We start from the raw sequence: 22,374 nt of genomic DNA on the forward strand, positions 1-22,374 counted from the left end.
TGGACATGACGTCATGTGTGTCGCCGGGGAACGATGCGGTTCAATCGTCCGACGACACGAGTTCGCCGTCACGACGACCGTCGTCTGGTCAGTGCGCCCACCTCACCGGCAGGTTCAGCAGGCCGCGGAACGCCCAGCCGCCGATCCGCACTGGCTCATCGTCGGCAAGTTCGAGACGACTCGCCCTCGCGAACACCGTGGGCAGCGCGACGTCCGCGATCATCGCGCGCGAGGCCCAGGCGCCGGCGCAGAAATGCGGGCCCGCGCCGAAGGCGACGCTCTTGGAGGTGTCGCGCCGCACGTCGAACTGGTCGGCGCGCTCAAAATGCTTCTCGTCGCGATTGGCGGAGCCGAACATCAGGAACACGCACTCGTCAGTCTCGAACGAGACGTCACGGATGCTCCACGATTTTGCGATGCGCCGCGGCGACATGCCGATCGGCGAAATCCAGCGGGCATACTCCTCGAACGCCTCGAGCCAGGTCACCTCGCCCTTGCGCACGAGATCGAGCTGCTCGGGATGGCTCAGCAGCGCCCACACCGTGCCGGCGATCGCCTTGCGCGGCTCGTTCTGGCCGCCAGAGATCGCGAGTTTTACATTTGCGCGCACGCTCTCCATCGGCATGCCCGCAGCGAGGAGTACGCCGAGGATACTTTGATCGGGATGCTTGTGCATCACGGGCAGAATGTCGTCGATCGCAGCATCAATGCCCGACGTCGCCGCATGACAGCGCGCCTCGACCGCGGGATCGCCGCCATAGTTCGCGATCCCCTCGATCATGCCTTGCGACCACGAATCCATCTCCTGGAAGCCGATATTGGTGAGGCCGGTGATCGACTTCAGGCATTCGCCGGAAAACGGCAGCGCGAAGTCGCGCATGAAATCGATCCGCCCCGGCTCGATCGCACCGATGATGCGGTCGGCATGGGCCTGGAACAGCGCGGTCCAGTGCGCCTTCACCGTCCTCGGCGACACCGTCGGAAACATCGCGCGCCGCTCGACCTGATGCGCCTCGCCGTCCTTGCGCATCATGTTGTGGCCCATCAGTCGGTTCATCAAGCCGGCGGGCTGGTGCGAGGAGAACACGTCGATCTGCTTCTCGGAGATCGAGATGTCGTCGCGGCTCGTCAGCAACGTCGAGCCGAGTTGCGGCACGAAGGCGATCGGCGCTTCCTTGCGCATCTTTGCGAGCATCGGATAGGGATCGGCCCAGAACGAAGCAGGGTCGATGTCGATGCGCGGCGCGGTGCTCAAGCGTTGCTCCCTTGTAATTTCCTCGATCCCTCAAGTTACCGTTTTCGGAGGCGTCTGTCTGTCCCCAGCGATTGGGACAAGCCGGCAAAGATTCAGCCAAGCATCGGGAAAGAATCGGGCCGCCGTAAGGACGGTCTGTATGGCCTGCGCCTACAGCTTCTCACGGCCGGGGATCGAGCCGCCATCCGCGAAGCCCACGCAAAGCATCTACCGATCGCGTCTAAGGGCCAGGGACGGACGCGGCCTTATCAAGCGAAAATCCACGATTTCGCAGAATCGTTTGGATCGTCTTGTCGTGCTGATTCAGCTTTGCGGCGGCAAGCACCTCGGCTGCAAACGCCTTTGGCGCGCTGGTCTTGGACGGGTGGTCCAACAAAGACCACCATGCCTTCATAAGAATCGGATCGATCACATCCCCAGTTAGTCGATTGCGCATTTCCCAGAACGCACCGCCCCAAATCTCGCCGGTAGTCCAGGGATCATCTTTCAAAGCCTTTGTCGTCTTGAACTTCAGCCTGTTGTCGAGGCAACGGAGATATGGCTGACCCGGGCGGATGATCTCAGCGGAAATTTCACCTACCCGTGGGTTGTTCAAGAAGCTTGCTGGAAAGTAGTCGGCAAGACCCGACTCGATCCCGGCGAAGTTTCCCGTCCATGGATTGTTGGTTTTGGACGTTAGAGCGTGATGGCTATATTCTCGCAAGGCCACAAAAACATCGCGGGCGATCCTGGAGTCAATTTCGAGCGTGTTGTTTTGGTACTGGGCATAGTGCCCGGGCACCGCACCAATCTTGATCTTCGCCTGAACCAAGTCGGGCGGCGAACCAATCTTGTCGAGGTAAGCAATGTATGCCTCGAGTTTTCCCTGTAGCTCGGTTTGAATGTCGGCCGTCAGATCAGTTGTAGACTCAAAGGCAAATCGTCCCGGCGATGGTAGCGACGGACCTTTGCCCGGCTGCCGACGATCAAGATATTCTCGAAGAGAGATTGCCTGGTCCTTCTCAACGACCAAGCCTGCTCCGAGCAAGAATTCCAAGTTCTTGGCCGCGGCTTCCGTGTCGCCGGTCTTGATCATTTCAAGAATGCGCGTGGACTCCGCCTTGCTCGTCTCAAGCTTTAGCTGGGTCCTCCCGTTGAAAAAGGTGACCAAGAGGTTTCCCAATGCAGCCAGAGCGGCGGCGCAAATCGCGACAAAGAGAGGATTGAACCATTTAGAGCTGACTTGCTCGCCTTCCCGAAGCGAAAGCTCCCGCTCCTTTAGAGCAAGCTCGCGCACCCGCATCTCAAGTTCGTCGCGCCATTTTTCCTTGCCGAGTTCAAGCCGAAGGGCCTCAGTACTCGGCTCGTTCTTGGCTGCCTGTGCAAGGCTTTTGGAATTCGCAAGGGCAAGGACAAGGACAAGCGCCGCGATTGGCAAAGCCGCCACCGCACCGGCTAGTTGCGTGACAAACTCGCGACGTCTCATGTCGGGACTCGCTCCTCTCAGGAGTTGACAAGGGGATGTCCCGATCGCTGTTGAACTACGTCGGGTCGACGTTGCCGGAATGAATATTACGCAGCCCTCGTGACGTGGGCAACGGACTTGATTGTCATGCGATCGTGGTGAGCTTGAAGGGCCGCACGCAGAACCGACAATTGCTTATGCGCCTTCAATCGTCGGAAGCCCTTGTTGGCCTCGATCATACCGGCCGCGACCCATCGCAAGGCCATACCGGCATCCCGCCAGCGTTTAACGTTGCGCGTGACGCGGCGAATGGTGCCCATCATGTTCTCGGCGATATTGGTACAGGCGAGCGATCGGCGAAGCTCCTTCGGCAACTTCAACCGGACGACAGTCAGGATTTCGTCGAGGCCTTCGAGGATACTGGCCGCAACGCCGGGCCATTGCTGGTCGAGTCGACGCGCGAGATTGCGGATCAATTTTTCAGCCTTGTCGGCGTCATCGAGCTCCCAGGCCTGGCGCAGCACCCGGCGGGTGGCCGCATGATGCTCTTTCGGCAGGCGTTCCATGATGTTGCGCGCCTTGTGGATCTGGCAGCGCTGGATCGCAGCGGCCGAACCGAAGGTGCGGCGGATCGCCTTCGACAACGCCTTCGCGCCGTCGGCGATGAACAGTCTTGGCACCGTCGGGTCGAGCCCGCGCGAGACCAGGTTGTCCAGCAGGGCCTGAACCGTTGCTGCATTCTCGGTCGCCCCTTCCACCAGCGCCAGCGGATGCTTGTTGCCTTCGCCGTCAACCCCGATCGCGGCCACCAGCACGAGATCGTCGTCGAGATGCAGCCCGTCGATTTGGACCACCAGAAGGTCGAGCGCGGACAGATCGGCAGCCATGAAGTCGGCCAGCCGCGCCGCCGACAGAGCCACGAACCTCCGCGAGGCCGCCGACTTCGAAATCCCCGATCCGGGCGGTGCCGGCACGTCACCCTCGGGCAGCCGGACGGCGCGGCCGAACCGGCGCGTCGACACATTGATCAGCATCAGGTTCATCGCCCAGCGACCGAGCCAGTCCTCCTGCGCCGCCGTTTCCCAGCTCGGGATCGTGACCTCGCGGCCGTCCATGCCCCGGACCCGCGGGCGATCGACCTCGATCTTGCCGCCGTGGAAACCGATCCGCCCCCGCGTTCGGCCCCAACGGTGCGCCCGCCGCGCCGCATCACGACCGTGGCGCGGCCCGCAGGCCGCTGTCACATCCGCCTCCATCATCGTGCCGAGCGCCTCGATTCCTGCCGCAAGGCAGAACCGATCGAAGCTCGCTCGCACTTCCGCAAATGATTTCTCCACAGCCCCGGTCGCCGGCCAACCAGCCGGTGTGATATCTCTCGTCATGGCGTTGCTCTCCTTTGTGGAATCAGCACCCCGAGCCTACCGGCTCAAGGTGGGCAACGCCGACCTCTTCAGAAATTCAACAGAACCCGGGACATCCCCGTTGACAATGCGCGCGTAGATCTGTCTGCGAAATGCCTCACATTCCGAGGGCCGTAAGCGAGGCATTTGAAACCTAAGTCTTCCAATTCAAATGCCGGCCTTACCCGTCACCCCTCGATAGGGCGGGGATGATACGATGCTATCCCAAGTCATCGAAGCGATAAACCGCTCGCTTTAGTCGATTCGCGATTCCCCGACGGCGGACATCGGCAAGCGCATGAGCGAACGTTCGTTAAGTGCCCGCAACTGACTTAAACGCGGCGACTTGAATTGCCTCCTTGTCCTCAGTTGCAGACCGAGGACCGAGGACTGACTTACCGGGCTTCGGCGATCTTCGGTCCGGATGACAACATCTGCGCGTTAGCCGCCATGGGCCGCTTCGACGGCGATGCCGGGTCCGGCAACCGGAAAGCGGCGTCGGCCGGCGCTCCCTGGGATGGCCTGCGGGCGGCGGTTGCCGGGAGCACGATCACTTTCGCTCCGATTTTCACCCGCTCGTAGAGGTCCGTGACGTCGTCATTGGTTAGCCGGATACAGCCGGATGAAACCTTCTTCCCGATCGTATCGGGGTTGTTGGTGCCGTGAATGCGATATTCGGTCTCGCCGAGATACATCGCCCGGGCGCCGAGCGGATTGCCGGGACCGCCCGCCATGAACCGCGGCAGATAGGGCTGACGCGAGACCATCTCCACAGGCGGATGCCAATCCGGCCATTCTGCTTTGCGGGCCACAGTCTGTTCACCGGACCATGTGAAACCTTCGCGGCCGACACCGATGCCGTAGCGCATCGCCTGCCTGTCGTTCAGAACGAAATAGAGGAATGTGTTTCCGGTATCGATGATCACGGTGCCCGGCGCCTGACGGCTGGCGTAGTCAACCACCTGCCGGACAAGTGCTCCGGGAACGCCAGCGTCGGCTTTGGGGGGGTCGACCAGAGGCGCCGGGGCTGGGATCGGAGCCGGGACCGGAATCGCAGCCGGAGCCGGCGCTGATGCACGAACTGGAGTCGACACGTAAACCGGAGTTGACGACGCCTGGGCCTGTTGTGCGGACGGTTTTCGTATCGGTTGCACGTCCGCCGGGCCAGACAGCAAGCTATACCCCACGACGGCGACGGCCACGGCGCCAATTGCGACTCTCGCGGCCATGGGTATTGCGAGGGCCTCTGCCTTCTTACGTTTGGCCCGCTTACTCATGTCGTTCCCCAGGTCACCATGCCTGGAAGAGGTACCCGGCAAGATTTAAGAAACTTCGAAGCGATGTCACACGGACTGGAACCGTTAGTCGTGGTTAACGCCGAACTCTTGTTCGGCAACATAAAAATTGGGCATACCGCTCGATATTCAGGTCGAGACGAGGACGACGCGCTTCTCATCGCGAGACGAGCCGGGGTCTGAATCGCCGGGCGGAGCGAACGCGCTCCGCTCCTTCATTGACGGCGGCTTCGGGCCACGAGCGGAAGTCGTTCAGGCGGACTTCCCGCATCTATCCGCCGCCATTCGGCCGTCGTCGCATACCTACAGGCTGTGCGACTCCGCGCGGTCAGTTTTCCGCTTTCTTGGCCTCGTTCAACGCACTAATGATTGCCTTGATGGTGCCTTCCGCAGCCGCGGCATTGTATCCGACATGGTAGCCATGGAAAACGTGGATTGGCTCGTGATCTTCGAAGCTGTGGTTCGCCCCCTTCCACAGCACCGTCTTCACGGGAATCGACCGCTTGCTCTCGGCCATCTGGCCGCAGAGGATGGGGCTGGTCGCCTCGTCCTTCTCTGCTAGGAAGAGATGGACCGGGGCGTAGAACTCGACGTTCTTCATCAAATAACAGGACGGCTGCATCGCGAAGCCGCCCGCGAACATGTGCTCGTGCAGGTCGCCGATCGCCCGGTTCATGATGATCAAGGTCGTGGTCGCACCGTTGCTGCGGCCAAGGACGTAGACCCGCTTGGGATCGGCGATCTTCTGTCCGATGAGCCAGTCCAGCGCCGCATACGCATCGTCAGCCCGGCGCCGCGCCCAAGTCAACTGGCTGGGATCCGAGCAGACTCCGTCGGGTCCCAATCCCCGGCTGCCGAAGCTGTCGAGCAGGAGAACACCATAGCCTGCTCCGACCAATCTGCCGCCGTAGTCACGCCCCCATTTCCTCTCGACCCGGCCGAACCCGTCGCAGCCGTGCAGCATGATCACGAAGGGGATTGGTCCCTTGGCGCCCTGCGGCCGTATAATGTCCGCCGACAGTTCGCCCTCGGCCTTTACCTTACCCTTTTCCTCGACGGTGCCATCCATGAAGTTTTTCGACCTGCCGTCGATGTATTCGTTGCCGGGAATCCAAGGCAAGGACTGCGCTGAAGTATGCCAAGGTATCTTGACCATCTCAGCACGCGCAGATGAGAACGACAAAACAGCGACTATTGAGAGTATGATTTGCCTCATTGGAAATTGCACCTTTGCCCCCTTGATTCTGGTCAACACCATATCCGACTTGGGAAAGCGCAAGTATCCTTAAAGAGGATTCGCGCCGCGGATGTCGGCCTTGGGTCAAAAGGCGACGACCCCGGAGGGCCGGCTGCGCGTCGGCTTTGCTCTCGGAAGCAGATATCGCGGATCTAGAGTCCCCTTTAGTTCAGGTGGCCCGGCCCTGCCAGCAGGCCCAGCACGATCGAAAACAATTCGTTCTGCGAGGAGATGCCGAGCCGCTCATAGGCGCGCTTGCGGTAGGTCAGGGTCGAATGCAGGCTGATGCCGAGCGCTTGCGAGATCGCCTCGGAGCTGAAGCCGAGCAGGATGCGGCGGCAGACGTCCTGCTCGCGCGGCGTCAGCGCGGAGAGGGGCGCGCGCGTTGCGAACAATCCGGCGAGGTTCTGGTCGGGCGTCGCGGTGGCCGCCTGCTGGAAATGACGCGCAACGCTGGCGCTGATCGCAGGCGCAATGGCCTGGAGCCGCGCACGCTCGGCGTCGCCAAAGCGGCCCTGGGCCGTAATGCGGTAGAAATTGACATAGAAGCAGGTGTCGCCGACCCAGATCGCCGTCGCATATTTGTCGACGATATCAGAGTCGTTGAAGAAGATTTTCCGGTAGCGCGCGCCATACATGCGCGGCGCGAACGACGGCAGCATGATCGGCGCGCTGCCCTCGCCTTCGAACAGCGCATCACGATTGGGATCGGATTCGTGGAACTGACCGGCATAGGCCGCGCCGAGATCGCTGCCGATCGGGATGTTGCCGGCGTCGAGCAGACAGCTCGCCGCGCCGGTGCGTGTCAGCGCGAACACCATGCAATGGCCGACGCCGGCCTGCCGGCGCAACGTGTCGATGAGGACATTCGGGAAATCAGGTCGGCCGATGGCGAGCACCGCCGGCGCGATGTCGTTCGCCGCTGGAGTTGAGGCCATGCCGTGGGGCCGCATTGGGTTCCTCCGCAAAAAGTTCTTTTGGCGGAAGATATCAGCAGCCGGGTTTGACCGAAAGTCGGAGACGGCGGCTTATGCCGCTTCCGGGTCCCGGCTCTGCGCAGCAGCGTTGCACTCTGCAGCGCGTCCGGGACACGAGAGTCTTGCTGGCCGATGCGGAAAAGGTCTCGTGCCCCGGACGCAGCGCAGCGTGACATAAGCGCGTTTACGCGCGTCTTCGACGCGCTATGGCGCTGCCGAGCCGGGGCCCATGCCGGATGCAGCGCCCTACCCCGCCGCGGCCTTCGCCGGCGCGACGTTGATCGCGAGCTTGCCGTAGCGATCCGTAAACGCCTCGGTGTCGATCTCCTCCAGCTTGATCTCACCACGCATGACGCCCTGCTTCCACGCCGCCTGGGCCGGATCGTTCTGGAACTCCGGCATCACCTCGCGGCCGAACAGCTCCAGCGATTCGCAGATGTGCTCGTGGCTGTTCTTGCCGGCCTGGAAGCAGGATGACCTGGTCGATATGGGAGGACTGGAAGCGCTTCAGCTTCCTGCGGATCGTCTCGGGCGAGCCGATCAGCCGCCGCGCAGCGCCGCCTCCTGTGCTTCCGGATTGTCGCGCTTCCACTTGTTGTACTCGTCCCACATGTTGACGGTGTAGGGCGCGGGACGCTGGCGATTCTGCGAGGCGCCGTAGAAGCGCAGCGCGAACTGGAAGAAGGTGGCGCCGTCGGCGCGCGCACGCGCCTCCTCGTCGGTCTTGGCGCACATGAAGAACGAGACCAGCGCCATGTTTGGGTTGATCTCGTAGTCGGCGAGCTTGTGCAATCGCTTGGTCATTGCATTGTAATAGGCGTGCACCCAGGCATGCGCGGCATCCGCGCTGACGAACTGGAAGCCCAACGCGCCAAAGCCGTGGCGGCCGGCGCGTTCGATGGTCGGCAGTTGCGAGCACACCATCCATAACGGCGGATGCGGCTTCTGCACCGGCTTCGGCACGACATTGCGCAAGGGAATGTCGAAATATTTGCCGTGGTGCTCGCTCCCTGCATCCCTGAACATCGGGAAGATCGCCTGCACCGCCTCCTCAAAGACCTCCTTCTTGGTCTCCATGTCGCGGCCGAACGGCGTGAGCTCGGTGATGGAGGCGCTCTCCCCCATGCCGAATTCGCAGCGGCCGTTGGAGAGCAGGTCGAGGACCGCGACGCGCTCGGCGACGCGCGCCGGATGATTGGTGGTGAGCTGGAGGATGCCGTGGCCGAGCCGGATGTTTTTCGTGCGCTGGCTGGCCGCCGCGAGGAACGATTCCGGCGAGGGTGAGTGCGAGTACTCTTCGAGGAAGTGATGCTCGACGACCCAGGCGTGGTCGTAACCAAGCCTGTCGGCAAGTTCCATCTGCGAGAGCGCGTTCTGGTAGAGCTTCAGCTCGTCGCCGGCCACCCAGGGCCGTGGCAGCTGCAGCTCATAGAAGATGCCGAACTTCATGACGCCTCTCCCGCTTATTCTTGTTGCGCTCATCTTAGTGAGCGGGGAGGCGCTGTCTACGTGGTCGCAATTCCGCCGCGCGGGAGAATGACCCCACACTTCGCGTTATGGCACGGCGGGGCCTGTGACCGCGGCGCCAGGCGCCGCTTCGCGCCGTACGCGTCGGCCATTCAGGACCGCTCCGATGAAGGTGAAGCGCACCATCAGATGATAGCTCGCCAGCATCGGCGGAATCGCGACGACGAGAATGATCGCGAACTTGACCAGCCCGGGCCAGTCGAGCTGCGACGGCGCGACCTGTAGCGCCATCACGATCGGCATGTGGATCAGATAGAGCCAGTAAGACGCATCGGCGAGGTAGCGCCGGGTCGGGCTGAAGCCGGACATGAAGCGAAGTGCGAGGCCGAGGACCGCGAAGGTCGAGATCCATATCGCCGGTGCATACAGGATGGCGGAGACAAGCCTGAGCGTGGCGAAACTAACCGGCAGTTTCGGCGCACCCGGCACGGACATCATCACCCCGACAAGCACGAAACTGATCAGAATGAGGCCGAGCGCCGGCAAGAGATTCCACAGCCAGCGTCGCTCCAAAATCCGCAGTAGATCGGTCTGCCGATGCAGCAACCAACCGAAGCCGAAGGCAGTGCCGAAGCCGACCCACGCCTGGAGGTTCGTGACGAGCGATTGATCCGGCGTCCTCACGCCCATCACATTGATCCATCTTTGATCGAGGCAGAAAGCGATGCCGATCGGGATCGCCAGAACCAGGGGCGCCAGCGGATTTCGCATAATCTGCGCAAAGAGGCGGTCGACAACCGTTCGCAGCGTGCCTGATACATCGAGCCAGACAATTGCGCCGCGCAGCAGGAGCATGGCGACATATAGCTCCAGCAGCACATAGAGAAACCAGAGATGGGTCAGCGGGAAATTCGGCAGCACCGGCGGCCAGCGAGGTGCGCCGGGGATCGGGCCGCCGTTCGGAAAGCCCGCGGCCCTTATGACCACCAGGGCCATCGGCGTAAACACGATCGGCCAGCCGACCACTAGCGGCAGTCCGATCCTCTGCAACCTGTCCGTGACGAAGCCCCAGATTCCCCGGCGATGAAAGCTCATGCGAGCGAAGAAACCCGCCATCAGGAAGAAGGTCGTCATCCGGAAGACGTGGATGACGAAGAACAGCAGGCCCAGGGCCAGGCTTTGATGGGTGTCCTGGATGATCCAGATCCTGGTCGGGGCCGGCACGAACGACAGGGTCGCGTGCAGGACGATGCCGAGCAGCAGGGCAAAGCCCCTGACCGCATCGAGCGCGTGCAGCCGTTCCGATGCAGGGGCGATGGCGGTCGATCGGGACATGGACGGACTCGGCTTGCTGGTGAAAGGCTTGTTTCCGGCAATCTGCCCGATCATGTCAGGGCTCTCTTGCCCAATCCTATAATCGGCTAGCCGATTTCTCGGCGCAGCTGGCCGATTTCGAAATAGCGGTCGGCATCCGGCGCCGTTTGCGGCCGGCTCAGCGCCTCGCGCCGGAATTCGGTTGGCGTCATGCCGGTCTCGGCCTTGAAGGCGCGATTGAAAGGCCCGATCGACTGGAAGCCTGCATCCATGGCGATGGTCAGCACCGGCACCTCCCGTTGCGTCACATCGGACAGCGCCAGCTTGGCATCCTCGATGCGATAGTGATTGAGGAACGCGTTGAAGTTGCGATAACCCAGCCCTTCGTTGATGGCCTGGCGAAGTCGGTGCTCGGGAACATCGAGCCGCGCCGCGAGCGCGCCGATCGCAAGACCTTCCTGCCGGTAGATTCGCTCCACGGTCATCAGATGGTCGAGGCGCCGCAACAGGACGGGGTCGGCCGTGCCCCGCCCTGTGGGTGCACGATCGGTCACCGGTCGCCCGGCCGTGTCGCCGGGTCCGATCGCCGCCGCGGCATCATTGACGGTGACAATCGCCCGCAGGTCCAAAACGCCGAGGCCGGCGAGCAACGCCAACACGAACAGGCTGATCGCGGTCGGAAGACTGCTGGGCTCGCCGGGAACCGCGACGGGGACCGCGGCGACGCCCGCTCCGGCCACGACCCCGATGAACACGACATTGATCGCGAGCACAGCCAGCCGCAGCCGGCGCCGCCGCGCGACCAGATCGACACGCCAGGTCTTGACCGTCTGGACCGCGGCCGCGAGCGCCAGCAGCACGGCCACGGCCGACAGGACTTTGCTGCCACCCCTGGCCAAGTTGGGCCAGGTCGTCCAGCCAAGCGACACCGCAAATCCGACGGCCAAGATGGTCAGCCACAGGACGCCATGCCGTCGCCGGAGCACAAAATCGTCGTCGAACGACGCGCGCGCCCACAACCAGAAGACGACGGGCAGCGAGGACAGGATCGGCAACGTCCACCACAATGACGATTTGGGAAAGACCGGCGCGGTGACGATCGCATAGAACGCTCCGCCGGCGGCCATGGCCGTGCCGAGCAAGGCGAGCTGATTGGTGGCACGACGCTGCAGCACCATGAGAACGATCAACAGGAACACGCCGCTCGCCGCGCCGCGAAGCCCGAGATCGATGGCCGAGAGCCCCATCGCGTTCACAATCCGCGTTTCCCCGTTCGAGATCAGACTCTCGCACCGCCCTTGCGCGGGCACAATCCAAAATTGCGGCGGTGGTCCCGGCCCGCCAATCTCCCCGCGGTGACCGACGAGATCGCGAAGCAAATCACGTTTAACAAATTCAGGACGTTACCCGGTTCAGAGCGGCAACAGCCAGGGCACGAGCAAGGTGCAGACGATCAAGACGACCCGGGAAAACGGTACGCCGATGCGCACAAAGTCACCGAACGTGTAATGTCCGGGGGCGACCACCAACGTGTTAACCGGCGACGACACAGGCGTCATGAAAGCAGTCGAAGCAGCCAGGCCCACCGTCATTGCAAACGGATACGGCGAGGCATGCATTTCCTTCGCGACAGTCACGCGCAGCCGTTATTCGCGGTCCGCGAGTTTGTACTCATCGATCCAGACCGAGAGGTTCGGGTTGCTGACGTTAGCACAATGTTCGGATCGCTGAAACCTGCCAATGCTTCGCTCATGGTGAGGACACCGGTGAAGGGGAGCGCAAGGAGCATGATCAGTGCGACCACATCCAGGCGCGGCCTGTTGATCGCGAACATCAGGATCGCAGCCCCGAGAAGGACCAAGACAATCGTCGGATCAAACATGGATGCCTGCCATGGAAGTCGCCGACTTCAATTCAAATGATGATGACAAGACGGGCGAGGGATCAAGGACACACCGACTGGCCGCCAACCCGCGCTTGCCGTGATCGACCGTGGACTACGATCATGGCGATGCTGGTATTGATATGACTTGCACCGAGACGTTCATCCGGCTGAATGCATCCGCCGGACCATCCCACGTCCCGGAAAGCGGAGAGGCCCTTTCCTGTTCGCGCGTCACGGCGACGGGTATGTGTTCACTGCCGACGATCTTGTTGTTGGTGGGATCATAGCCGCGCCACCCGGCTCCGGGGATATAGATCTCGGTCCAGGCGTGCGTGGCGCCGTGTTGTCCCTCGGCCATCTGGATGTAGCCGGTGACAAAGCGCGCACCAAATCCCCAATAGCGGGCAGCTTCCATCATGAACACCGCATAGTCGCGACAGGTCCCGCTGCCGAGCCGCAGCGTTTCGTTGGGTGATTGAACCCCAAGAGCCTCGCGGGAAACGTATTTGAACGATCGGTAGATGTGAGTATTCAAATTGTTCAGAAGGTCCAGCGTGCCGATCAACTGACCGGGTTTGTAGAGATCGCGCAACCATTCGAGCAGGGCGGTGGCGTCGTAGAGATAGCTCGGGAGACGATACACCGTCAGCTCAAGCTGCTCCTCCGGGGGATATTGGAAGGGAAATGAACTGGCGAATGGCGCAATCCGCCATTCAATGGGGTCGTCGTGGTAAAGGTCGACGTCGACCTCGCTTGCGATCCTGAGCGTGTCGGATAATTCCAAAAAGGTCACGACTGCGATGGCATTGTCGTAATTGTCGCGCAACCAGCGAACTTCGGCGTTCGGCTCGATATCGATCGACCCTCTCACGATGTGGACGTCATGTCCCTCGCGAGGCCGCATCATGGCTCGATGAGTGCCGAAGGTGACCGGCTGATTGTAAAAATATTCGGTCTTATGAATGATTCGGATTCGCCTCATATGTAGCTCCCGCCACGTAGCAGCGATGGATGTTGCGGCGCCCGCTACCACTGGTAGTAGGTCGCGGCATTTCCGAGGCAAGAGAAGATGTATGCGGCCTGACGCCCGAGCCGCAAAGCATCTTCGCTTTTGGGTAACGATCGTTGCCGCTTGCTTCTCTCGCGCGCACGGAGCGCCGCGGCTCGGTCCGTTGGCCGCGCCGCGACATCCGGTCAAGTCGACGGGTTGATCCAGATCAACGCGTTAGCAGCCCTGCTCCATCTAAAGTGCAGCAAGGCAACGGCCCGGATGCCGTCCCGATCCCAGCACCATTTCAGAGAGACCGAATATGTCGGCCCCTGACGACACGACTTCGCGCGTGCGCCGTAAGCGCATGGAGATTTTCGCTTTCCTGTTCCTGACCGCGGTCGTGATGCCCGTCCTCGCGGTCGGAACGGTCGGCTCATACGGGCTCGGCGTCTGGATCTACCAGATGTTCGCCGGCCCTCCCGGCCCGCCACCCTCCCCGCATTGACCTCCGAACAACGAAAGATAGGCATCATGGCCCAATCCACACTCAACCGCCGCGCATTGATCACCGGCCGGGTGCTCACCGCCGACCGCGTCGTCGCGCCGCCAGGTTGCGAGATCGCCAGCATCATCGTGCAGGCCCGCCCCGAGCGCCTGGACGAACTGGAAGCCGAGATCGCCGCGATGCCCGGCTGCGAGATCCACGGCCGCGACGCGCGCGGCAAGCTCGTCGTCGTGACCGAAGCGCCGGATGCCGGCAGCCTCGGCACCCTGCTCAACACCATCCAGTCGCTGCCCAACGTCTATTCCGCGGCGCTGGTCTTCCACGCCATCGAAACCGCCTAACGGCCGGGAGAGCCATCATGACATCGCCAAAGCTCGACCGCCGCCAGATGCTGAAGCTCGAGGCCGCCGCGATCGCGGCCGCCGCTGCGGGCATGCCGGCACCGGCGCTCGCCGCCAATCTCGTCGCCGAGCGCGACAACAGCGAACTGAAATGGGACAAGGCCGCCTGCCGCTTCTGCGGCACCGGCTGCTCCGTGATGGTCGCGACCAAGGACAACCGCGTCGTCGCCACCCACGGCGACATCAAGGCCGAGGTCAATCGCGGCCTCAACTGCGTCAAGGGCTACTTCCTCTCCAAGATCATGTACGGCCACGACCGGCTGACGCAGCCGATGCTGCGCAAGACGGGCGGCAAGTACGACAAGAACGGCGAGTTCACGCCAATCAGCTGGACCGAAGCCTTCGACATCATGGAGGTGAAGTGGAAGGAAACGCTGAAGAAGCGCGGGCCCAACGGTCTCGCCATGTTCGGCTCCGGCCAGTGGACGATCTGGGAAGGTTACGCCGCCTCGAAGCTCTACAAGGCCGGCTTCCGCACCAACAACATCGACCCCAACGCGCGGCACTGCATGGCCTCCGCCGTCGCCGGCATGATGCGCACCTTCGGCATCGACGAGCCGGCCGGCTGCTATGACGACATCGAGGCGACCGACGCCTTCGTGCTGTGGGGCTCCAACATGGCGGAGATGCATCCCATTTTGTGGACGCGCCTCGCCGACCGCCGGCTGTCCGCGCCGCATGTCCGCGTCGCCGTGCTGTCCACCTTCGAGCACCGCTCGTTCGACCTCGCCGACATCGGCATGGTGTTCAAGCCGCAGACCGATCTCTACATCCTCAACGCCATCGCCAACCACATCATCAAGACAGGACGCGTCGACAAGGATTTCGTCGCTGCGCATACGATCTTCCGGCGCGGGCAGACCGACATTGGCTATGGATTGCGGCCCGAGCATCCGCTCCAGAAAAAAGCAACCGGCGCGGCCAAGGCCAACGACTCCACCGACATGAGCTACGACGAATTCGTCAAATTCGTCTCGGACTACACGCTGGAGAAGGCGGCCGAGATGTCCGGCGTGCCGATGAACCGGCTCGAAGCGCTCGCCGAGCTCTACGCCGATCCGAAGACAAAAGTGGTCTCGTTCTGGACCATGGGCTTCAACCAGCACACCCGCGGCGTCTGGTGCAACAACCTCGTCTACAACATCCACCTCCTGACCGGAAAGATCTCCTCGCCCGGCAACAGCCCGTTCTCGCTGACCGGCCAACCCTCGGCCTGCGGCACCGCGCGCGAGGTCGGCACCTTCTCGCACCGCCTGCCGGCGGACATGGTCGTCACCAACAAGGAGCATCGCGACAAGGCCGAGCATCTCTGGCTGCTGCCGGAAGGCACCATTCCCGACAAGAACGGCGCCCACGCCGTGCTGCAAAGCCGGATGCTGAAGGACGGCCTGATTAACGCCTATTGGGTGCAGGTCAACAACAACCTCCAGGCCGGTCCCAACGTCAACGAGGAGACCTATCCGGGCTTCCGCAATCCCGACAATTTCATCGTGGTCTCGGACGCCTATCCGTCGGTGACGGCGCTGGCCGCCGACCTGATCCTGCCGACTGCAATGTGGGTGGAGAAGGAAGGCGCCTACGGCAATGCCGAGCGGCGCACGCAGTTCTGGCACCAACTCGTCAACGCGCCCGGCGAGGCCAAGTCCGATCTCTGGCAGCTCATGGAGTTCTCCAAGCGCTTCAAGATCGAGGAAGTCTGGCCGGAGGAGCTGATCGCCAAGAAGCCGGAGGTTCGCGGCAAGACGCTGTTCGACGTGCTCTACAAAAACGGCCAGGTCGACAAGTTTCCGACCTCGGAGATCGAGGAAGGCTACGCCAACACGGAATCCAAGGCGTTCGGCTTCTACGTGCAGAAGGGGCTCTTTGAAGAGTACGCCTCGTTCGGCCGCGGCCACGGTCACGACCTCGCGCCGTTCGAGGCCTATCACCGCGAGCGCGGCCTGCGCTGGCCCGTCGTCAACGGCCAGGAAACCAAATGGCGTTTCCGCGAGGGCAGCGATCCCTACGTCAAGCAGGGCACCGACGTGCAGTTCTACGGCTATCCCGACGGCAGGGCGCGCATCTTCGCCCTGCCTTACGAGCCGCCGGCGGAATCGCCCGACAACGAATATCCGTTCTGGCTCTCGACCGGCCGCGTGCTGGAGCACTGGCATTCCGGCACCATGACGCGCCGCGTGCCCGAGCTCTACAAGGCGTTCCCCGAGGCGGTGTGCTTCATGCATCCCGACGACGCGTCGGAAGCAAAACTCCGGCGCGGCGACGAGGTGAAGGTGGAATCCCGCCGCGGCTTCATCCGCGCCCGCGTCGAGACGCGCGGCCGCGACCGGCCGCCGCGTGGCCTCGTGTTCGTGCCGTGGTTCGACGAATCCAAGATGATCAACAAGGTGACGCTGGACGCCACCGATCCGATCTCGCTGCAGACCGATTACAAGAAATGCGCCGTGCGCATCGAGCGGGTGAACCTGTCATGATGAAACGATTTGGCATAGCCCTGCTCGCGGTCGCGATCGCGATCGCCGCGGGCGCGAGCTCTCTCACCGCACAGACGGTGACGTCAGGCCTGCGCGGACCGGCCCCGCTCAATGACGAGGGCGCGGCGCCACCGATGCTGCCGAACCGCAACACGTCCGAGAGAGAGGTGCGCAACTACCCGGAGCAGCCGCCGGTGATCCCTCACACCATCGACGGCTACCAGATCGACCTCAACGGCAACAAATGCCTGTCCTGCCATGCGCGGGCACGCATCGCGGAATCGCAGGCGCCGATGGTCTCGATCACGCATTTCATGGACCGCGACGGCCAGTTCCTGGCCTCGATCTCGCCACGGCGCTTCTTCTGCACGGAATGCCACGTGCCGCAGAACACCGCGACGCCGCCGGAGAGCAACGATTTCATCGACATCGACACGCTGCTCTCGCGCGCCAGCCCCGGTGGCCGCCGATGACGACGGCCGCTGACGAGCCCAAGGGAAAGGTGGAAGCCAAGCGTAGCTTTCTCCTGCGCTGCTGGGACTTCGCGCGCGAGCTCTGGCAGGTGCTGATCCGGCCGAGCTCGGTGTTCGGGCTCGGCGTGCTGGTGCTCGCGGGCTTTGCGGCCGGCGTGATCTTCTGGGGCGGCTTCAACACCGCGCTGGAACTGACCAACACCGAAAAATTCTGCACCGGCTGTCACGAGATGCGCGAAAATGTCTTCGCCGAGCTGAAATCGACGATCCACTTCACCAACCGCTCCGGCGTGCGCGCGACCTGCCCGGACTGCCACGTGCCGCACAACTGGACCGACAAGATCGCGCGCAAGATGCAGGCCTCCAAGGAGGTCTGGGGCAAGATCTTCGGCACCATCGACACCCGCGAGAAATTTTTGGACCACCGGCTCGAGCTCGCCGCACATGAATGGGCACGGTTCAAGGCCAACGATTCCCTGGAGTGCCGCAACTGCCACAGCGCCGATTCCATGGACATCACCAAGCAGTCGCCGCGGGCCTCGGTGGCGCACCAGCGCTTCCTGTTCACCAAGGAAAAGACCTGCATCGACTGCCACAAGGGCATCGCCCACCACCTGCCCGACATGCGCGGCGTTCCCGGCTGGCAATAGGGGCGGCTGGGCCGCTTGAACCCTTGGGCCGAATGGTTAGTTTCGAGGATGGCGAATCGCCTCGGTTCTACCCTTCCTCAAGACAGACATGGCCACTTTCACCCCGCATCAGGATGCCGCGCTCAAAGCCGTTGGCGACTGGCTCAAGGCAAAACCCGGCCGCAACGGCACGCCGCCGGTGTTCCGCCTGTTTGGCTTTGCCGGCACCGGCAAGACCACGCTGGCGCGGCACATCGCCGAGGGCGTCGACGGCGAGGTGAAGTTCGCCGCCTTCACCGGCAAGGCCGCGCTGGTCATGCGCAACAAGGGTTGCGACGAGGCCTCCACCATCCACTCGCTGATCTACCGCGCCCGCGAATCCGGCGAGGAGCAGCCGAGCTTCGAGCTGTGGGACGACGCGCCGGCCTCCAAGGCCAAGCTGATCGTGATCGACGAATGCTCGATGGTCGACGCCGAATTGGGCCGTGACCTGATGTCGTTCGATTGCCCGCTGCTGGTGCTGGGCGACCCCGCCCAGCTGCCGCCGATCCAGGGCGGCGGCTTCTTCACCAACACCGAGCCGGACGCGATGCTGACCGAGGTGCATCGCCAGGCCCAGGACGATCCGATCGTGCGGATGTCGATGGACGTGCGCGAGGGCCGCGAGCTCGACATCGGCCGTTACGGCGAGAGCGAGGTGGTGTCGCGGAAAGAGCTCGACCCGGACCGCGTCATGGGCGCCGACCAGGTGCTGGTCGGCCGCAACAACACGCGCCGCGCCTACAACATGCGGGTGCGCCAGCGCCAGAACATCGAGGATGTCTTCCCGGTCGCCGGCGACAAGCTGGTGTGCCTGCGCAACAACCGCAAGAAGGGCCTGTTCAACGGCGGCCTGTGGCGCGTGAAGTCGCGCAACACCTCGCGCTCGAAATCGCGCATCCTCAGCATGCGGCTGTCGCCGGATGAAGACTTCGGTCACAAGGTGACAAAAGTCTCGGTGCGCGCCGATTGCTTCGAGGGCGGCGTCGAGGCGATCGCCTGGGAGCAGCGCAAGCCGTATGACGAGTTCGATTACGGCTATGTGCTGACCGTGCACAAATCGCAGGGCTCGCAATGGGACGACGTCGTGCTGTTCGACGAGAGCTTTGCGTTCCAGGATAGCCGGGCGCGGTGGCTGTACACGGGGATTACGCGGGCGGCGAAGCGGTTGAGTATCGTCGTGTGACGTTGCCGTAGGGTGGGCAAAGGCGCAACGCGCCGTGCCCACCATCTCTCCACACATTCAATAAAAATGGTGGGCACGCTTCCGCCTTCGCTCTTCGAGCTACGGCGGACAAGTCGCTTTGCCCACCCTACGACACTGTTGTAGCCCGGATGGAGCGAAGCGTAATCCGGGGGTCGGGTCCGCGCTCGCGATTCCCGGATTTCGCTGCGCTCCATCCGGGCTACGGTCTCTGCAAGACCTCACTTCCCCGCCACGAAATAAAAATCCTCGCGTCCCGGCGGCGAACCGTATGAAAACGGCTGCTGCTCGTGCTTGGTGGCGGACCAGACGTCATCGCGGACGATGTCGAACAGTTTCCGGATCTCGACCTTCGGCACCTTGATCTCGCGGGCGAGTGCGGTGGCGAAGGGGCTGTCGGCGCCGCCGTCGCCGTCCAGTGCGGTCTCGCCGTGCTTGGCGGCGTAGACCACCATGAAGCCGGCGCCGGGCTCGATGTTGGAAAAGCCTTTGTCCACCAGCTTGAGCGACAGCGTGCGCTGCATGGCCGGCGCAAAGGGATTGTCGCGGCAGGCATCCAGCATCACCAGACGCACTTTTCTCGCGGCGCCCACCGCTGCGATCACCTGCTCCAGCGCGACCGCCTGGGTCTCGGCGTCCCTGTCGGCGGCAAGTTTGGCGTCCACAGGGACGAGATAGTTCACGCCGCCGATCTCGAAACCGTGGCCGGCGTAATAGACCACCGCCCAGTCCGCATTCTCCGCTTCGGCGGCAAACGTCTGCAGCGCCTCGAAGAACTTGTCGCGGGAGAGGTCGCTGACGGAGATCACGGTCTGGAAGCCGACATCGCGCAACACGTTTGCAATCATTTTCGCGTCGCGCGGCGGATTGGGCAAGGCGTGGACGTTCTTGTAGGCGCCGTTGCCGATCACGAGCGCTACGCGCCGCCCGGTGGACCCGGCCGGCGCCTGCGGCGTCAGTGCGGCCAGGCGCTCCTGCGCGATGGCGCGGGCGCGCGCGACGTCGGGCTCGTCGAACTTCGTCAGCGAATAGGCCGCCGCGCGGTAGTCGGCGCGGGCCTGGGCGAGATCTTTCCTGCGCTCGTAGATCTGGCCGCGGCCGGAATGGGCACGCACACTGTTCGGATTGAGCTGGATGACCGTGTTGTAGTCCTTCAGCGCGGCGTCGAGGTCGCCCTTCATCACGTTGACCTCGGCGCGATTGTTGATTGCGAAGGTATTCCTGGGCTGCTTCTGGATCAGGCCGTCGCAATCGGCGAAAGCCTGATCGTACTTGCCCATCATGCCGTAGGTGATGCAGCGGTTGCCGGCGATCTGCGGCGCGGCCGGGTCGATCTTCTCGGCTGCCGCAAAGTCGGCAATCGCGCCGTCGAAATCCTTGTTCAGCGTGCGCATGCGGGCACGATTGGTCCAGCCGAGCAGGAACGTCGGCGTGTATTTGATCGACAGGTTGAAGTCGTCGAGCGCGCTTTGCAGCGCGCCGCGGCGCAGATGGATGGTGCCGCGATTGTTGTAGGCATAGCCGAAATTCGCGCGCTTCTGGATGGCGAAATTGTAGTCGGCCATGGCGAGATCGTCCTCGCCCTTGCGCTCATGGGAGAGCCCGCGCAGGTTGATGGCGCCGACATTGTCCGGATCGAGATCGATGGCGGACGACAGCGCCTCGATGGCGCGGTCATAGTCGCGCTTGTTGATCAGCGCATTGCCACGCACGACGAGCGCGAGCGACTTGTCCTTGCCGCTGAGCTTATCGGCCTTCAACAGATTGTCGCAGGCCGTCGCGCGGGCCTGGGCCTCCGCCTGGCGGTCGCGACAGGTGGCGAGGTCCTCGCCGGCTTGCGGCTCGGCCGCGGCGATCGCGGCATTTGAGATCAGGATGGCGAGGGTCAGGGGAATGACACGCAGCATGTTGTCAGGTCAGCTCCAGCCACCACATGATTGAGTCGAGCGCGATCGCGCGCGCTCATCTAGCCCGGAGTTCCCGGCCTCGCCAAGCCGCGCCGTCTGAGGCTATTTTTCACAGACTCGTGTCCGTTTCCCCGTAACAATCGCCGTCTGCGCCCGTAACTCAGATGTCCGAAAACGCGGCCAAACAGGCTGTTCGCCCGTCCCCGGCCGCCCTACACTGTCAGACCTTCCGAAGAGGATCGCCATGCGCCGCACCGCCCTCGCCTCGCTGCTTGCCGCCACCACCGCATTGACGCTGGCCTTCGCCGTGCCGTCCAGGGCCGCGGAGGATGCCGTCGTGATCCCCGCGCCCACCATGGATGCGGCGTCCGCAACCGGGATCCAGACCGCCGTCATCGCCGGCGGCTGCTTCTGGGGCGTTCAGGGCGTCTTCCAGCACACCGCCGGCGTCGTCAACGCAGTCTCCGGCTATGCCGGCGGCACCAAGGCGACGGCCGACTACCAGACGGTCTCGAGCGGCCGGACCGGCCATGCCGAGTCGGTCGAGATCAAGTTCGACCCGAAGAAGATCTCCTACGGCAAGATCCTCCAGATCTACTTCTCGGTGGCGCACGACCCGACCCAGCTCAACCGCCAGGGCCCCGACTCCGGCACGCAATATCGCTCGGCGATCTTCACCACCTCCGACGAGCAGAAGAAGGTGGCGGACGCCTATATCGCCCAGCTCAACGGCGCCAAGGTATTCAGCAAGCCGATCGTGACCAAGGTCGGCGCGCTGGAAGCGTTCTACCCGGCGGAGGCCTATCACCAGGACTATCTGACGCTGCACCCGAACCAGCCCTACATCGCCTACAACGACATTCCGAAGGTCGAGAACCTGAAAAAGCTGTTCGCGGATAACTACATTGAAAAGCCGACGCTGGTGAGCGCCAGCAAGGCCACCAACTGATCGCAAGATCACCGAAAACAAGTTCACCAAACAAACGGGAGACCCATGCCCGACACCAAGACGAAAACCACCGACGACAAGGTCATCAAGAGCGAAGAGCAGTGGCGGAGCGAATTGTCGCCGATGCAGTACGCGGTGCTGCGCGAGAAGGCGACCGAGCGTCCCTTCTCCGGCGAATATGAGCACGACCACCGCGCCGGCACCTATGTCTGCGCCGGCTGCGGCAATGTGCTGTTCGAGTCCGATGCCAAGTTCGATTCCGGCTGCGGGTGGCCGAGCTTCACCCAGCCCGCGGTCGATAGCCATGTCGACGAGGAGCACGATGCCAGCCACGGCATGGTCCGCACCGAGGTGCTGTGCTCCAAGTGCAGCGGCCATCTCGGCCACGTCTTCCCCGATGGCCCCGGCCCGACCGGCCTGCGCTACTGCATCAACTCGGCCGCGCTGAAGCTCGAGCCCAAATAACATTGCGCGCCGCCCGGTTCCGTCATGGAACCCGGCGGCGCAATGTGCTTTTCTCTTCCGGCGGTG

The 22,374-nt window shown here is 63.1% G+C and carries 21 protein-coding genes and 1 pseudogene; 9 read left to right on the forward strand and 13 right to left on the reverse strand.

The window, feature by feature from the left end; genetic code table 11:
• Positions 1-88 precede the first annotated feature (88 nt).
• From HAP41_RS39630 to HAP41_RS39650, 5 genes are all read right to left on the reverse strand, one after another.
• Entirely contained in the window at positions 89-1,255 is a 1,167-nt protein-coding gene (locus HAP41_RS39630; RefSeq protein ID WP_166080741.1) for a cytochrome P450, read from the reverse strand.
• Positions 1,256-1,475: 220 nt separating this feature from the next.
• Positions 1,476-2,720, reverse strand: coding sequence for a hypothetical protein (locus HAP41_RS39635; protein ID WP_166080716.1), 1,245 nt, complete (start codon positions 2,718-2,720; stop codon positions 1,476-1,478).
• Positions 2,721-2,806: 86 nt separating this feature from the next.
• A complete protein-coding gene (locus tag HAP41_RS39640) occupies positions 2,807-4,081 on the reverse strand; it encodes an IS256 family transposase (protein ID WP_166064748.1) in 1,275 nt (424 codons plus the stop codon).
• Positions 4,082-4,494: 413 nt separating this feature from the next.
• Complete coding sequence (locus HAP41_RS39645; protein ID WP_166080629.1) at positions 4,495-5,376, reverse strand: L,D-transpeptidase; 882 nt, start codon at positions 5,374-5,376, stop codon at positions 4,495-4,497.
• A 346-nt stretch (positions 5,377-5,722) separates the two neighbouring features.
• Positions 5,723-6,463, reverse strand: coding sequence for a dienelactone hydrolase family protein (locus HAP41_RS39650; RefSeq protein WP_166080625.1), 741 nt, complete (start codon positions 6,461-6,463; stop codon positions 5,723-5,725).
• On the opposite strand from HAP41_RS39650, the gene HAP41_RS39655 reads away from it, so the two are divergent.
• A complete protein-coding gene (locus HAP41_RS39655; protein ID WP_166080608.1) occupies positions 6,462-6,683 on the forward strand; it encodes a hypothetical protein in 222 nt (73 codons plus the stop codon). The genes HAP41_RS39650 and HAP41_RS39655 overlap by 2 nt on opposite strands.
• 112 nt (positions 6,684-6,795) lie before the next feature.
• On the opposite strand, the gene HAP41_RS39660 is transcribed toward HAP41_RS39655, so the two are convergent.
• The 7 genes and pseudogenes from HAP41_RS39660 to HAP41_RS39695 all read right to left on the reverse strand — a co-directional run bounded on the left by HAP41_RS39660 (position 6,796) and on the right by HAP41_RS39695 (position 13,256).
• Positions 6,796-7,584, reverse strand: coding sequence for a helix-turn-helix transcriptional regulator (locus tag HAP41_RS39660; protein ID WP_166080600.1), 789 nt, complete (start codon positions 7,582-7,584; stop codon positions 6,796-6,798).
• Positions 7,585-7,854: 270 nt separating this feature from the next.
• Positions 7,855-9,057 (reverse strand): annotated as a pseudogene (locus HAP41_RS39670) (LLM class flavin-dependent oxidoreductase).
• Between the two features lie 105 nt (positions 9,058-9,162).
• Positions 9,163-10,410: an acyltransferase family protein gene (locus HAP41_RS39675; protein WP_166080595.1), complete on the reverse strand. Its 1,248-nt coding sequence runs from the start codon at positions 10,408-10,410 to the stop codon at positions 9,163-9,165.
• 86 nt (positions 10,411-10,496) lie between these two features.
• Positions 10,497-11,636 (reverse strand): helix-turn-helix domain-containing protein, encoded by a 1,140-nt coding sequence (locus HAP41_RS39680; RefSeq protein WP_175618276.1) that lies wholly within the window; start codon positions 11,634-11,636, stop codon positions 10,497-10,499.
• Positions 11,637-11,801: 165 nt separating this feature from the next.
• Positions 11,802-12,026, reverse strand: coding sequence for a transporter permease (locus tag HAP41_RS39685; RefSeq protein WP_224580612.1), 225 nt, complete (start codon positions 12,024-12,026; stop codon positions 11,802-11,804).
• On the reverse strand, positions 12,023-12,271 hold the full coding sequence (locus tag HAP41_RS39690; RefSeq protein ID WP_166080580.1) for a hypothetical protein: 249 nt from the start codon (positions 12,269-12,271) through the stop codon (positions 12,023-12,025). Before HAP41_RS39690 ends, HAP41_RS39685 begins: the two co-directional genes overlap by 4 nt.
• A 121-nt stretch (positions 12,272-12,392) precedes the next feature.
• Positions 12,393-13,256 carry a transglutaminase family protein gene (locus tag HAP41_RS39695; RefSeq protein ID WP_063981184.1) on the reverse strand — a complete coding sequence of 288 codons (864 nt, stop codon included), beginning with the start codon at positions 13,254-13,256 and terminating at the stop codon, positions 12,393-12,395.
• A 328-nt stretch (positions 13,257-13,584) separates the two neighbouring features.
• Here HAP41_RS39695 and napE point away from each other — a divergent pair, with 328 nt between their 5' ends.
• From napE to HAP41_RS39725, 6 genes are all read left to right on the forward strand, one after another.
• A complete protein-coding gene (napE, locus tag HAP41_RS39700; RefSeq protein WP_027532529.1) occupies positions 13,585-13,770 on the forward strand; it encodes a periplasmic nitrate reductase, NapE protein in 186 nt (61 codons plus the stop codon).
• Positions 13,771-13,796: 26 nt separating this feature from the next.
• Positions 13,797-14,111, forward strand: a complete 315-nt coding sequence (locus HAP41_RS39705; RefSeq protein WP_135216359.1) for a chaperone NapD — start codon at positions 13,797-13,799, stop codon at positions 14,109-14,111.
• Positions 14,112-14,128: 17 nt separating this feature from the next.
• Positions 14,129-16,642, forward strand: a complete 2,514-nt coding sequence (gene napA, locus HAP41_RS39710; RefSeq protein ID WP_166080562.1) for a nitrate reductase catalytic subunit NapA — start codon at positions 14,129-14,131, stop codon at positions 16,640-16,642.
• A complete protein-coding gene (locus tag HAP41_RS39715; RefSeq protein WP_166080559.1) occupies positions 16,639-17,115 on the forward strand; it encodes a nitrate reductase cytochrome c-type subunit in 477 nt (158 codons plus the stop codon). Before napA ends, HAP41_RS39715 begins: the two co-directional genes overlap by 4 nt.
• Positions 17,112-17,765: a NapC/NirT family cytochrome c gene (locus tag HAP41_RS39720; RefSeq protein WP_166080538.1), complete on the forward strand. Its 654-nt coding sequence runs from the start codon at positions 17,112-17,114 to the stop codon at positions 17,763-17,765. The genes HAP41_RS39715 and HAP41_RS39720 overlap by 4 nt, the downstream gene beginning before the upstream one ends.
• A gap of 88 nt (positions 17,766-17,853) precedes the next feature.
• Positions 17,854-18,969, forward strand: a complete 1,116-nt coding sequence (locus tag HAP41_RS39725; protein ID WP_135216357.1) for an ATP-dependent DNA helicase — start codon at positions 17,854-17,856, stop codon at positions 18,967-18,969.
• 239 nt (positions 18,970-19,208) lie between these two features.
• Here the strand turns inward: HAP41_RS39725 and HAP41_RS39730 are convergent, their stop codons facing one another.
• The gene (locus tag HAP41_RS39730) at positions 19,209-20,894 is read right to left on the reverse strand and encodes a caspase family protein (protein ID WP_166080514.1); all 1,686 of its coding nucleotides are present in this window, start codon (positions 20,892-20,894) and stop codon (positions 19,209-19,211) included.
• A 244-nt stretch (positions 20,895-21,138) separates the two neighbouring features.
• On the opposite strand from HAP41_RS39730, the gene msrA reads away from it, so the two are divergent.
• Complete coding sequence (msrA, locus tag HAP41_RS39735; RefSeq protein ID WP_166080499.1) at positions 21,139-21,843, forward strand: peptide-methionine (S)-S-oxide reductase MsrA; 705 nt, start codon at positions 21,139-21,141, stop codon at positions 21,841-21,843.
• Positions 21,844-21,888: 45 nt separating this feature from the next.
• Positions 21,889-22,308, forward strand: coding sequence for a peptide-methionine (R)-S-oxide reductase MsrB (gene msrB / locus HAP41_RS39740; protein WP_085398941.1), 420 nt, complete (start codon positions 21,889-21,891; stop codon positions 22,306-22,308).
• Positions 22,309-22,374 lie beyond the last annotated feature (66 nt).

The sequence above is a fragment of the Bradyrhizobium barranii subsp. apii genome, assembly GCF_011516635.5.
GTDB lineage: Bacteria > Pseudomonadota > Alphaproteobacteria > Rhizobiales > Xanthobacteraceae > Bradyrhizobium > Bradyrhizobium barranii.

Excerpts from the sequence above, each read along its gene's own strand:
- HAP41_RS39720 (WP_166080538.1), top strand. The coding sequence starts at position 17,112 with ATGACGACGGCCGCTGACGAGCCCAAGGGAAAGGTGGAAGCCAAGCGT.
- napE (WP_027532529.1), top strand. The coding sequence starts at position 13,585 with ATGTCGGCCCCTGACGACACGACTTCGCGCGTGCGCCGTAAGCGCATG.
- HAP41_RS39725 (WP_135216357.1), top strand. The coding sequence starts at position 17,854 with ATGGCCACTTTCACCCCGCATCAGGATGCCGCGCTCAAAGCCGTTGGC.
- msrB (WP_085398941.1), top strand. The coding sequence starts at position 21,889 with ATGCCCGACACCAAGACGAAAACCACCGACGACAAGGTCATCAAGAGC.
- HAP41_RS39680 (WP_175618276.1), bottom strand. The coding sequence starts at position 11,636 with ATGGGGCTCTCGGCCATCGATCTCGGGCTTCGCGGCGCGGCGAGCGGC.
- HAP41_RS39695 (WP_063981184.1), bottom strand. The coding sequence starts at position 13,256 with ATGAGGCGAATCCGAATCATTCATAAGACCGAATATTTTTACAATCAG.
- msrA (WP_166080499.1), top strand. The coding sequence starts at position 21,139 with ATGCGCCGCACCGCCCTCGCCTCGCTGCTTGCCGCCACCACCGCATTG.
- HAP41_RS39675 (WP_166080595.1), bottom strand. The coding sequence starts at position 10,410 with ATGTCCCGATCGACCGCCATCGCCCCTGCATCGGAACGGCTGCACGCG.
- HAP41_RS39660 (WP_166080600.1), bottom strand. The coding sequence starts at position 7,584 with ATGCGGCCCCACGGCATGGCCTCAACTCCAGCGGCGAACGACATCGCG.
- HAP41_RS39690 (WP_166080580.1), bottom strand. The coding sequence starts at position 12,271 with ATGTTTGATCCGACGATTGTCTTGGTCCTTCTCGGGGCTGCGATCCTG.
- napA (WP_166080562.1), top strand. The coding sequence starts at position 14,129 with ATGACATCGCCAAAGCTCGACCGCCGCCAGATGCTGAAGCTCGAGGCC.
- HAP41_RS39645 (WP_166080629.1), bottom strand. The coding sequence starts at position 5,376 with ATGAGTAAGCGGGCCAAACGTAAGAAGGCAGAGGCCCTCGCAATACCC.
- HAP41_RS39705 (WP_135216359.1), top strand. The coding sequence starts at position 13,797 with ATGGCCCAATCCACACTCAACCGCCGCGCATTGATCACCGGCCGGGTG.
- HAP41_RS39730 (WP_166080514.1), bottom strand. The coding sequence starts at position 20,894 with ATGCTGCGTGTCATTCCCCTGACCCTCGCCATCCTGATCTCAAATGCC.
- HAP41_RS39650 (WP_166080625.1), bottom strand. The coding sequence starts at position 6,463 with ATGGATGGCACCGTCGAGGAAAAGGGTAAGGTAAAGGCCGAGGGCGAA.
- HAP41_RS39635 (WP_166080716.1), bottom strand. The coding sequence starts at position 2,720 with ATGAGACGTCGCGAGTTTGTCACGCAACTAGCCGGTGCGGTGGCGGCT.
- HAP41_RS39715 (WP_166080559.1), top strand. The coding sequence starts at position 16,639 with ATGATGAAACGATTTGGCATAGCCCTGCTCGCGGTCGCGATCGCGATC.
- HAP41_RS39640 (WP_166064748.1), bottom strand. The coding sequence starts at position 4,081 with ATGACGAGAGATATCACACCGGCTGGTTGGCCGGCGACCGGGGCTGTG.
- HAP41_RS39655 (WP_166080608.1), top strand. The coding sequence starts at position 6,462 with ATGAAGTTTTTCGACCTGCCGTCGATGTATTCGTTGCCGGGAATCCAA.